Source organism: Pseudomonas sp. GW822-FHT04C11 (assembly GCF_058800905.1).
Genome location: NZ_JBXAMS010000013.1, coordinates 15,635 through 27,297, shown reverse-complemented (window position 1 = coordinate 27,297; position 11,663 = coordinate 15,635). Strand labels below are relative to the sequence as shown.

Genomic DNA, 11,663 nt, shown 5'->3' with positions numbered 1-11,663 from the left:
CCACGCTATCAATTGGCGTGATAGTCAAACCCTGACTACACAAATGCAAGACGTTGCCTACGTCGTATTTAATAATTAAACATCACTACAGTTTTTGCCGATCAGGCCGTACGCGCTCATCCACCCGCTCAAAAACACTGCCAGAACCCCACACATCAACAGCGTCCCACCCAAAGATTGGCTCCAGGCCGCAAGCATCAGACCGCTGCCGATCAACAGGTAATACATCAAGCCAAACAGCGCACCGGCAGTACCCAACCGATCGCCATAACCGGTCAACGCTGAGCCGAGGATATTCGCAATTGCCATCCCGAATGCCAGGGCCACCAACAGCATCGGCGCGATAAACCAGACGCTGGCGCGCAATCCCAGTACACCTAGCGCGCCGAGCAATGCCACCACGGCCGCAATGCCGATCAGCTGCTCCACCTTCATGCCGCGCTTGAGCAAATGTTTGTTCAACGCCGCCCCCAACCCCGATCCCAGCGCCAGGACCACACCGCTATAACCGAACAATTCAGGACCCAATCCCAAACGCTGAAACTCAAAGGGACCCAGGCTGTAATAGCTGAACAGAGCGATGTTGAACACTGCCACCAATGACGCCGCACGCCAGATCGCCACGTCTTGCAGCATCCGCCGCAAGGTAGCGAACAACGGTGGTATCGAGACGTTGTCCGGTCGGGTTTCCGGCAAGGTCCAGGCGCTCCAGCCGAACAGGATCAATGCCAGTATCAGCAGGCAAACCAATACGCCTCGATAGCCAAACCCGCTGACCAGGCTGGTGCCGATAAACAGACCCAACGCCGGACTGATCGCCAGCGCCATGCCCACCATCGAAAACACTCGGGCCAGCGCCTGGCCACTGAAGCAGTCGCGCAACAAGGTTTGCGTCACTACCGAACCGACCGCTGCACCAAAGGCCGCCAGCGCTTGCGCCGCCAGCAGACCACTGAAAGTACTGACACCCAGCGCCATGACCGAGGCCAAGGCATACAACGCCAGACCGGCGAGCATCGCCGGTCGCCGACCGATGCGATCACAAAGCCGCCCCCACACCACGACACCAGCAGCGAACGCCAGGAAATACACCGACAGGACCTGCGCAGCGGCTGCGGACGTCACTTCAAATGCCCGGCCAATATCGGCCAGCGCAGGGCTGTAGAGGGTTTGCGCGATCTGCCCGAACATCAACAAGGCAACGGCCAGGCGCAACAGGTTGTTTGAATTCATGACGGCTTACTCACCAAGAAGGACTGGCGGTGATTTTAAGGAGCCGTCACTGACGTATTATCCAGACCCGGACAACAAACCACTTAAATCGGACAAACTCATGGCCTGGCTTGAAGCACAAACCCCCTTCGACCCGGACACTCATGAGGCCGATGTCATCGGCATTGCCGCAAGCCTGGGCGACCACGACTCGGGCCTACACCAGCATCAGCGCGGGCAATTGCTGTTCACCCGCCGGGGCTGCACCCGGATTACCCTGGCCGATCAACTCTGCCTGTTACCGCCATCGCGCGCGGCATGGATTCCACCACGAGTGCGCCATCGAGCGGTGATGCAACAGAGCGTCGACTACCGGTCCATTTACCTGACGCCGCCACTCTCGACTCAATTACCCCATCAAGTCTGCGTGATCGAGGTCAGCCCATTGCTGCGTGCGGTCTTGGAGCCGATCGCCATGGCCCCGTTCGACACAGACTGGCGTCAGGGCAAATTCGTGCATTTGCTCGGGCTGTGCCTGAGTGAAATCCGCGAAGCCATCCACCAGCCGATGCTGCTGCCCTTGCCTCGGGATAAACGCCTGGCGCCGTTGCTGAGCCTCCCCGAACAACTGCCGCCGCAATTGCAGGTATTGGCGACAAGGGTCGGCGCCAGCAGCAAAACCATCGGGCGGATTTTCCAGCGGGAAACCGGCATGGGTTATCAACAGTGGCGACAGCAGTGGCGACTGATGCGCGCCATCGAACTGCTGGCTACCGGTCGCAACATCAGTTACAGCGCGTTTGAACTGGGCTTTGCCAGCGACAGCGTGTTCATCGCCTTTTTCAAGGCCATGACCGGCAAGACGCCAGGCACTTATTTCAAATGATCATCGGCAACCGACGAGCGGCCGGAAAAATCATTTGTCAGTAAATATTACTTGAATCATATTATGATCGTAATAACGACTGCTACCCCATAGGGGATTGCCATGACCAACCTGAACGCCGTTGATCCTTCCCTTGCCGTGCAACCTGCGCGCCCGCCTCTGCTCAAGCGCCTACTGCTCGCCGTTGCGGGCCTCTTTGCCCTGGCGTTGATCGCCCTCTACGGTTCGCACTGGTGGACCAGCGGCCGCTTCATCGAAGAAACCGACGACGCCTACATCGGTGGCGACGTGACGGTGATCGGGCCGAAAGTCGCCGGTTATGTCGAAGAAGTGCTGGTGACCGACAACCAACGCGTCAAGGCTGGCGACCTGCTGATCCGCCTTGATTCACGCGACTATCGCGCCAGCCTGGCCAAGGCCGAAGGCGCCGTTGCGGCGCAAGAAGCGCTGCTCGCCAATCTCGATGCCACGGAGCAATTGCAGCATGCAGTGATCGGTCAGGCGCGTGCCGGGATCGATGCCGCCGGTGCGGAAACCGCCCGCTCGCGGGATGACAATGCCCGCTACAAAAAGCTGGTCGGCAGTAATGCAGTGTCGGTGGAAAGTGCGCAACGCGCCGATGCCACCTTCAAGACGGCTCAAGCGCTGAGTGCCAGGGCACAAGCCGAGTTACTCGCAACGCAGCGGCAGCTCGACGTGATCGCCACCCGCAAGCAACAAGCCAAGGCGGCGTTGATGCAGGCGCGTGCCGAACGTGATTTGGCCCAGCTGAACCTCGGCTACACCGAACTGCGCGCGCCGGTCGACGGGGTGATCGGCAACCGTCGGGCGCGGGTTGGCGCCTATGCCCAGGCCGGCTCGCAACTGCTCTCGGTGGTGCCGGCCAGCGGACTCTGGGTCGACGCCAACTTCAAGGAAGATCAGCTCGCGCACATGGTGCCGGGGCAGCGCGTGAGCATTCATGCCGATGTGCTTTCGGGCCGAGAATTCCATGGCCATCTGGACAGCCTGGCGCCAGCCACTGGCGCGCAGTTCAGTGTGTTGCCACCAGAAAACGCCACCGGCAACTTCACCAAAATCGTCCAGCGAGTGCCGGTGCGGATCCTCCTCGATCCGGCCGACGGCGTGCTCGGCCAATTACGTCCGGGGCTGTCGGTGACCGCCTCGGTTGATACCAAAACCGCGCCCAAGGAAACCACCGTTGCCATAGCCCGGGCCAGCGCACCATGAGCCGCGCCCTCACCGCCCAGGCAGTACCGTTCAATGCCGCGAACATGGCAACGGCGACCAAAGTGTTTGCCTTCGCCACGATGTGCATCGGCATGTTCATCGCGCTGCTGGATATCCAGATTGTTTCAGCCTCGCTGCGTGACATCGGCGGCGGGCTCTCGGCCGGTACCGACGAAACCGCCTGGGTGCAAACCAGCTACCTGATCGCCGAAATCATCGTGATTCCGCTGTCAGGGTGGTTGTCGCGGGTGTTTTCCACCCGTTGGCTATTCTGCGTCTCAGCGGTTGGTTTCACCCTGGCCAGCTTGCTCTGCGGCGCGGCCTGGAACATCCAGAGCATGATCGCCTTCCGCGCCCTGCAAGGTTTTCTTGGCGGCTCGATGATCCCGCTGGTGTTCACCACGGCATTCTTTTTCTTCACCGGCAAACAACGGGTGATCGCTGCCGCGACCATCGGCGCGGTGGCCTCATTGGCACCGACGCTGGGGCCGGTGATCGGCGGCTGGATCACCGACGTGTCGTCCTGGCACTGGCTGTTCTACATCAACCTGGTGCCGGGGATTTTCGTCGCCATCGCGGTGCCGCTGCTGGTGAAAATCGACCAGCCGGAATTGTCCCTGCTCAAGGGCGCGGATTACCTGAGCATGGTGTTCATGGCGCTGTTTCTCGGGTGCCTGGAATACACTCTGGAGGAAGGTCCGCGCTGGAACTGGTTCAGCGACCAGACGATTCTGACCACCGCGTGGATTTCCGGGTTGGCGGGCCTGGCGTTCATCGGCCGGAGCTTGCACGTGGCCAACCCGATCGTTGATCTGCGGGCGCTGAAAGACCGCAATTTTGCCCTTGGCTGCTTCTTTTCATTCGTCACCGGGATTGGTCTGTTCGCGACCATTTACCTGACACCGCTGTTCCTCGGCCGGGTGCGCGGTTATGGGGCACTGGACATTGGCCTGGCGGTGTTTTCCACCGGGGTGTTCCAGATCCTGGCGATTCCGCTGTATGCCTTTCTGGCCAACCGCGTCGACCTGCGCTGGATCATGATGACCGGCCTTGGGCTGTTCGCGTTGTCGATGTGGGACTTCAGCCCGATCACCCATGACTGGGGCGCGCGGGAGTTGATACTGCCGCAAGCGTTGCGCGGAATTGCCCAGCAATTGGCGGTGCCACCGGCGGTGACGCTGACCCTGGGCGGGCTGGCCCCGGCGCGGTTGAAGCACGCATCGGGGTTGTTCAACCTGATGCGCAACCTGGGAGGTGCGATTGGTATTGCCGCCTGCGCGACGATCCTAAATGACCGCACCAACCTGCACTTCACGCGACTGGCCGAGCACCTCAACAGCAGCAATGAAGCCATGAACCAGTGGCTGTCACAGGTCGGCAGCAACTTCGCCGCCCTGGGTCAGAGCGGCGACGCGGGCGTGACAGCCAGCCTGCACCAACTGTGGCTGCTGACCTACCGCGAAGCCCAGACGCAAACCTATGGCGATGCGTTTTTGATGATCATGCTGTGCTTTATCGTCGCCACCGCCATGGTGCCACTGATGCGCAAGGTGGCACCGCCCGCGGCGCCCGTGGCCGATCACTGAGACGCTTCAACTGGCTGGAATGTCGCCACCGGCGGCCTGCAAGTGCTGGTATTGCAGGCACAGGTAGTGGGCAATGATCAGCCGCGCCGGCACCCCGGCCTCCGGCGCCATGCGTTCAAAGGCGCTGTAGCCCGCCGCGCGCAGGGTCAGGCCGCGCTGCTGCAAGGCCTGGTCGACACCCGACGCCACTTGCGGGTCCACCCCGCGCTCGGCCTGCTGGCACAACCAGCCGGCGAACTCCGGCAGCAGGTGGCAGCTCGGCAGCAACACCTCCTGCACCGGCGAGTCCAGTGCCTCATCCACAGCCGCCAGCGGCGTCGCAGTGGCAGGTGCCAAATCGAAATGCAGCGCATCGAGCAACGGCTGGCCTGGGGCGGCATCGGCTCGAATCAGGCTCAAGGGCTCGGCAATCAGCCTGCCCGCGTGTTCATAGACCCGCGCCACCAGCTGTGAACCCTCGATCCAGAGTTCTCCAGCCACTTGCTCGATCCGGCCGATGGCGTGCCGGGTGTAGGCCGAATAGCGCAATTCGACCCACAGGGTCGCGCCCTGATGGTCGTGCAGCGGCCAGACCAGGGTCTGGCGTGTGCTGTCGAACTGCACCGTCCCCACGGCGGCCGGTTGCAACAACGCCCAGTCGTTCATCGGCCGCGCCGGGGTCAGCAGGCTGCGGCGCTGGGCCGAACGCGCCAGGAGCAAGGCGCTCCAATCCGCTGCCGCCGGCAGTTGCTGCCACTGCACCGCGGTCAATGGCTCAAGCACTGCGGCCTGTACCGACTCGGCCACCGACAGGCGCCCATCGCCATTGACCTGGGCGCCCATCAACGACAGCCGCCGGCCGCTGGCATGGGCCGGCGACAGCAGACCGCTCCAGGGGCCCGGATTGCGGTAGCGCAGCAACGGGTTGAAGCCGCGTTGCAGCTCGGGCCGGGCCTCGGTGCAGGACAAAAAACCCTGCTGCGCCGGGCTCCAGAACACCAGGCTCAAGCCCTGGTAACCGGACGCCGAGCGCCAGGCATTGGCGCCCAGCCCCCACAGTTCCAGGGCCGTCGACGGCGTGTACTGGCTGCGCGCCTGGCCCAGCAGGCGCGCCGGCTCATCGCCACGTTGCGCGGCGCTGGTCAAGGCCTGGAGCAAGGCATAACAGCGGCTCAGTTCATCGAACAGGCGCTGGCCATCGGCCCCGGCCGCCCGCTCCAGCAGCAGTTGCACCTGATCCGCCAGGCGCCGCAGCGACAGGGCCAGGCGCGGGTAATCGGCGCCTTGGGCCCACACCGCCAGGGTCACGTAGCGCTGCTGCATGGCCTGGGACAAATGGGCCAGGCCCACCGCCACCGACTCTTCCAGCAACTGCCGCGCGCCCTGGCGCAAACGGCTGCGAGTGGCCTCCCGAAGGGTCGGGCTCGACTCGGCATTGGCGCCGCCCAGGGGGACGGGCGCGATCAGCTCCAGCCCTTGCATGCGGCGCAGCGCCAGCACCGCCGCCACCTGGTACTTCTCCAGGGCGCCGCTGCGCTGGTCGGCGAGCATGCCGCCCAGGGGGCCGCCCATATAGCGCAGGGTCAGAGGTGGCGTGCCCAGGGTCAGGGTCAGATTGTGCTCGCCCCCCAGGTGCAGCTCCTGCTCCAGATCCAGGTCCATGACGAACTGCCAGGCCCAGCGATAACCCGGCTTGCCCCCATGCTTGAGCAACTCGGCATGGGGCAGCGTGAGCAAGCTGTTCAACAGTGCCTGACGCTGATCCGGCGCGGGTTCTGGCTCGGCTCCAGGCGCCAGCGGCGGGCCCTGCTCGGCCAAAATCTCGCGCAAGCCCAGGGCGCAGGCCAGGATGTGCTGGCACACGCCGCTGGCCGGGCAACTGCACTGGGCAAAGGCCGGCCCGCGCTGATCAAAGCGCAGTTGATAATGACCGCACTCCAGCAGCAAGTGCTCCGCGCCCTCCTCCAGCAGCCGTGGCGGGTTGCTTTCCAAATCTTTATAGGCGCGGCGCAACAGGCCGCGATTGGCCAGGGCAACAAAGGCTTCGTCGTCAAAACTCAGCAGTTGCGCCAGCAGCGCCGGGCGCAGGCTCATGAGATCACCTTGAGCAGCCAGTGGGCCAGGCGCTGCGGGCTCATGGCGGCGATCTGCATGCCGCAGGCGGCAAGGCTGGTGGCCATCTGCCGGTCGTAATCGGGGTTGGCCTGGTCGTCGAGAGCGGCCAGCCCGAGCAGGGTCACCCGAGCCTCGGCCAGTTGCTTGACGGTGCGCAGCAGCTCATTGGGCGATGCCCCTTCGTAGAAGTCACTGACCAGCACCAGCACCGTGCGCTGGGGGTTTTCCAGCAACTGGCTGCAATAGCGCAGGGCCTTGCCGATATCGGTGCCGCCCCCCAGTTGCACGCGCATCAGGGTTTCCACCGGGTCGCCTGCGTGCTCGCTGAGGTCGACCACGTCGGTGTCGAACACCACCACCTTGACCCGCAGCGCCGGCAGCCCGGCGAGAATCCCGGCCATCACCGCGCTGTGGATCACTGAGTCGGCCATGCTCCCGCTCTGGTCCACGCAAAGGATGATGTCCCACGGCAGGCGCCGGCTGTTGCGCTGGAAAAAAAACAGCTTCTCCACCACCAGCCGCTGGCGTTCGACATCGTAGTGCTTGAGGTTGCGCCGCAGGGTGCCCAGGGCATCGAAATTGCGGGCCACGGCCATGGGGGAATGGCGCTGGCGGTTGAGGCGCCCGGACAGCACCTGGCGCACCTGCGGTTCCAGCCGCTTGCGAATCTCTTCCACCACCTGGCGAATGATGCGCCGCACCATCACCAGCACATCGCCCTGCAAGTGCCCGCGCAGGGCGAGCAAGGTGCGCAGCAGCTGTTGATTGGGTTCCAGGCGCTCCAGGGCCTGGGGATCGGTGACCAGCTCGGTCAGGCCGTAGCGGTCCAGGGCGTGCTGCTCGATCACCTCCACGGTGTCCACCGGGAACAGCTCGCGCACCTCACCCAGCCAGGTCACCAGGGTCAATTGGGTCGGGTCGAGGGAACCGGCGAGAGCGTCTTCGCGTAAGCCCCGGCCCTGGTATTCACGGCCGTAGAGGTATTCCAGTGCCACGTCCATGCGCGCCGCCTGGCCTTCCAGCCCGGCGCCGCCGGCGGCGTCACGCAGAGGTTTATCGGCATATTTGCCCAGCACCAGGCGCCAGCGTTCGAGGGGGGTCATGGCGTCATCCAGGGGGCGAGGCCGTCGCCTTGCAACACCAGGGCCAGGCTTTGCGACAGGCGCAGGTTGGCCTGGACCTGATCGGCATGCAGCATTGCATGGCGTAGCCGGCCCAGATCATCGGCGCCATGCAACTGGGCGACTCGGGTTGCGATACGGTCGGTTTCACGCGGGGTCATTTCGGCAAAGGCCAGGCGCAGCTCCGGCAGGCAGGCGACAAACTGCGCCTCGCCCCACTGGTTGAGCAATTGGTCCAGCACCTCTAGCAGGCAGGGGATCTGCCAGGCGCTCTCGCGGGCGGTGGACAGCAAGCCGCGCAGGTAGGCCACGGCTTCCTGGGGTTGACGCAGGCCATGCAGGTGCCCGGCCAGTTCAGTGGCCAGTTGTGCTTCGGACAAGCGCCCGGCCAGGTACAGCAAGCCGGCACAGGCACCCCGCAACAGCAGGTTGGGCTGCTGGTGCAACTGGCTGACCAGGGCCCAGTACAACGCCTGATCCAGCTCCGCACCCGCGGCCCCGGCCAGCAATTCGCGCAACTGCACCAGGCAGGCCACATGGCCCGTGGCCTCGGCCTCGCTCACGCCTTGGGCGCCAAGGTAGGTGGCGCGCTGATAAGCACTACGCAGCAACCTCGGCAAGCCCGGCAGGTGCGCGGCCTGCAACGGCTCGTGGGACTCCAGCAGCAGCGACAGGCTGGCCGTGGCCGCCACCAGCGAGGCGAATACCGGGTCGGCGCCAATGGCTTCCGCCAGGCGCTGCAAGGGCGTGGCCAACTGCTCATGCAGCCCCAGCACACAGGCCTGCACCAACAGCACCGCCGCGCCCCGGGCATCGGCCACGCCGTCGCCGGCCTGTTGCTCCAGGCGCTGGGCGAAGCGATTGGCCACCGCCTGGGGCAGGGTCGCGCCATACACCGACGCTTCCACCAGCGCACCTTCGGTGCTGGCCGTCCAGGCGTACTCCCAGTGTTCCTGGAGCAGATGCAAACCGTGGCCGTCGACAAAATCCGGGCCGCCGGTGCGCCAGGCAAAGGGGATGCCCAACAACAGCAGGCCATGCAGCAACTGGCTGCTGCGCCGGTGTTCGGCGCGCCGGTACAGGTCCAGCACCACCCGGCGCGGCTGCGAGTCGTGCAGCTTCAGGCGCTGGTGCCGGGCACGGTATTCCACGTCCCTGACCAACGGCGGCGTGCCGGCCCCGGGCGGCACCCGGCCCAAGGCCTGGCCGGTGAAACAGGCGCGGGCCACTTGCCGCACCCGAACGCCGTCGGCGTCGGCATTGCCCTGGATAAAACAACTGAGGATGGCGTCGTCGACATCCACCCGGATCGGCGCATCGCGCCCGCGCAGGGTGGCCAGGCGCAGCATCTGTTCGTAGGCGGCGGTGAGGGTCGGCAAAGGCAGCGCCACGTCCTGCTCGCGGAGTTTTTCCGCGACCTCGAACAACAGCTCCAGGGCCGCTGCCTGCCGTGGCCGAGCCGGGGCCTGCGCGTTGCGTTGCGGGTGCTTGAGCTGGGCGTGCCACAGCCGCTGGTGCCAGGCCGGCGCGGTCATGCCGGCGGCGTAACCATTGAGGCGCTCCAGGCGGTCGAAGCTGTAGCGGATCAGCGCGCTGGCTTCATCGGTCAGCCCGGCGCGGCTGATGGCCGGCCGCTCGACCCCGGTCGCCAGCAAGCCCGGCAGCGCCACCGCGTGCAAGCCACCGACCACCACCAGCACCGGCCCCTCTCCCGGACGCCGGGCGGCCAGGGCCTGCTGGATATGCCAGGCCATTTCCGCCTCACGGGCCAGGGTGCCGTCGACGTGCAGCTCGTCGTGGCTGCAATCCAGGCGCGCCAGTTGGCAATAGGCCGCGACCCGGGTCAGGTGCTCGGGCCAATCGAGCCGGGTAGCCGGCACCTCGAACAGGTGCTCCCAGAGTTCTTCGTGGTCGCGGCAGCCCAGTTGGCCGGCCAGGCGTTGCAGGTGTTCGCTGCGCCGGTAATGACCCTCGTCGAGCAGCGAATCCTGGCGGAGTTCCACCTCGGGCGGCGACGCCTCCAGGGCGCATTGCTCGGCAAAGTCGAGGTCGATAAAGCGTGCGGGAATGCCCTGGGCCGCTGCGGCGCGCAGGGCCACCAGCTCCGGCGAATAGTCACAGAACGGGTAATAGGCTGCGCGCCGCGAATCCGCCGCCGCGCCGCCCACGGCGTAGGTGTAGATCGCCAGGGGCATCTGCGCTTCGGGGTGTACCAGCAGCGGCAGCAACGGGTCGAAGGACCGCGGCCCTTCCACCAGCACCACGCTCGGCGGATGGCTGGCGAACAGTTGCTGCAATTGCCAGGCGCAACCGGGGCTGTGGTGGCGCACGGCAAACACAATCAACTCATCGCTGGCCAGGCTCTGGCCCAGGGCGCGCAGGCTGGCGCTGTCTAGCCCGGTGCCGGCCAGGGACGCATCAGCGATCAAGCCCACGTCGCGCCTCGAGCACCCGCTGCCATTGCGGTTGGCGCTGGGCCCGCTGGCGCACCACCACGTCGAAATAGTGGCGCAGCTTGCCGCCGTCCTCGGGGTTGTCCTTGAGCACGGTGCCGATCAGTTGCCGGGCAATATGCTCGCCGCCGACCACGCCGTTGCCGAAGTAGTGGGCATCCAGGCTGGCGGCGTACCCCACTGCCACCGCTTCGGCGGCCGACATCACCGCGCTGGGTTTCTCCAGCACCGTGCCTTCGGCGGTGGCACCATGGCGCAGGTCGTTGAACGCGGTCACCAGCAGTTCGAGCACGTCAGGGCTGAAGTCGACCTTGACCTGGGCCTGTTGCAACAAGGCTTCGGTCTGCTCGCGCACCAGCTGGGTTTCAAGGCGCCGGTCGCTGATGGGGCGCACGGTTTCGAAGTTGAAGCGGCGCTTGAGGGCGCTGGACATTTCATGCACGCCCCGGTCACGCAGGTTGGCGGTGGCCAGGATATTGAACCCCGGCGCGGCAAACACCGTGGCCTCCTCGTCCTTGAGTTCGGGCACGTGCAGCACTTTGTCCGAGAGCAGGCTGATCAGGCTGTCCTGGATCTCGGGCTGCATGCGGGTGATTTCTTCGATCCGGCACAGGCTGCCGCTGCGCATCGCCTCATACATCGGGCCGCGCACCAGGGCGCGCTGGGTCGGACCTTCGGCCAGCAGCAAGGCGTAGTTCCACGAATAACGGATCTGTTCCTCGGTGGTCCCGGCCGTGCCCTGCACCGTGCACAACGACTGGCCGCTGATCGCCGCCGCCAGCAGCTCGGAGAGCATCGACTTGGCGGTCCCCGGCTCGCCCACCAGCATCAACCCACGGTTGCTCATCAGGGTCACGATACAGCGGTCGATCAGGGCATCGTCGCCATAGAACTTGCGCCGCACCTGCAACGGCCCGTCGCCGAGGATAAACCCGCGCACCGCGCGCGGTGACAGGCGCCAGCCGATGGGGCGCGGGCCGCTGTCGTGCTGTTGCAGGCGCGCCAGTTCAGCGGCGTGGGCCTGTTCGGCCGGGGCCTTGAGCATTGCGCCAGGCGCAGGGGTCATGGGCGTGGTCCTTTA

The 11,663-nt window shown here is 65.3% G+C and carries 8 protein-coding genes; 3 read left to right on the top strand and 5 right to left on the bottom strand.

Going from position 1 to position 11,663, the window contains the following annotated elements; all coding sequences use genetic code 11:
- Positions 1–75: 75 nt before the first annotated feature.
- Entirely contained in the window at positions 76–1,233 is a 1,158-nt protein-coding gene (locus AC1RJ3_RS20200; RefSeq protein WP_347927439.1) for an MFS transporter, read from the bottom strand.
- A 100-nt stretch (positions 1,234–1,333) separates the two neighbouring features.
- Between AC1RJ3_RS20200 and AC1RJ3_RS20195 the strand changes: the two genes are divergently transcribed.
- From AC1RJ3_RS20195 to AC1RJ3_RS20185, 3 genes are all read left to right on the top strand, one after another.
- Positions 1,334–2,098, top strand: coding sequence for an AraC family transcriptional regulator (locus tag AC1RJ3_RS20195; RefSeq protein WP_347927441.1), 765 nt, complete (start codon positions 1,334–1,336; stop codon positions 2,096–2,098).
- Between the two features lie 102 nt (positions 2,099–2,200).
- On the top strand, positions 2,201–3,328 hold the full coding sequence (locus AC1RJ3_RS20190) for an HlyD family secretion protein (protein WP_103316094.1): 1,128 nt from the start codon (positions 2,201–2,203) through the stop codon (positions 3,326–3,328).
- Positions 3,325–4,914: a DHA2 family efflux MFS transporter permease subunit gene (locus AC1RJ3_RS20185; RefSeq protein WP_493080101.1), complete on the top strand. Its 1,590-nt coding sequence runs from the start codon at positions 3,325–3,327 to the stop codon at positions 4,912–4,914. The genes AC1RJ3_RS20190 and AC1RJ3_RS20185 overlap by 4 nt, the downstream gene beginning before the upstream one ends.
- A 6-nt stretch (positions 4,915–4,920) precedes the next feature.
- On the opposite strand, the gene AC1RJ3_RS20180 is transcribed toward AC1RJ3_RS20185, so the two are convergent.
- Genes AC1RJ3_RS20180 through AC1RJ3_RS20165 form a run of 4 tightly spaced genes read right to left on the bottom strand, consistent with a single transcriptional unit; the run spans position 4,921 to position 11,648 of the window.
- Positions 4,921–6,987 carry a YehQ C-terminal OB-fold domain-containing protein gene (locus AC1RJ3_RS20180; protein WP_493080099.1) on the bottom strand — a complete coding sequence of 689 codons (2,067 nt, stop codon included), beginning with the start codon at positions 6,985–6,987 and terminating at the stop codon, positions 4,921–4,923.
- A complete protein-coding gene (locus AC1RJ3_RS20175) occupies positions 6,984–8,111 on the bottom strand; it encodes a VWA domain-containing protein (protein ID WP_493080097.1) in 1,128 nt (375 codons plus the stop codon). Before AC1RJ3_RS20175 ends, AC1RJ3_RS20180 begins: the two co-directional genes overlap by 4 nt.
- A complete protein-coding gene (locus AC1RJ3_RS20170) occupies positions 8,108–10,564 on the bottom strand; it encodes a DUF5682 family protein (RefSeq protein WP_493080095.1) in 2,457 nt (818 codons plus the stop codon). Before AC1RJ3_RS20170 ends, AC1RJ3_RS20175 begins: the two co-directional genes overlap by 4 nt.
- Positions 10,548–11,648: an ATP-binding protein gene (locus tag AC1RJ3_RS20165; protein WP_493080093.1), complete on the bottom strand. Its 1,101-nt coding sequence runs from the start codon at positions 11,646–11,648 to the stop codon at positions 10,548–10,550. Before AC1RJ3_RS20165 ends, AC1RJ3_RS20170 begins: the two co-directional genes overlap by 17 nt.
- Positions 11,649–11,663 lie beyond the last annotated feature (15 nt).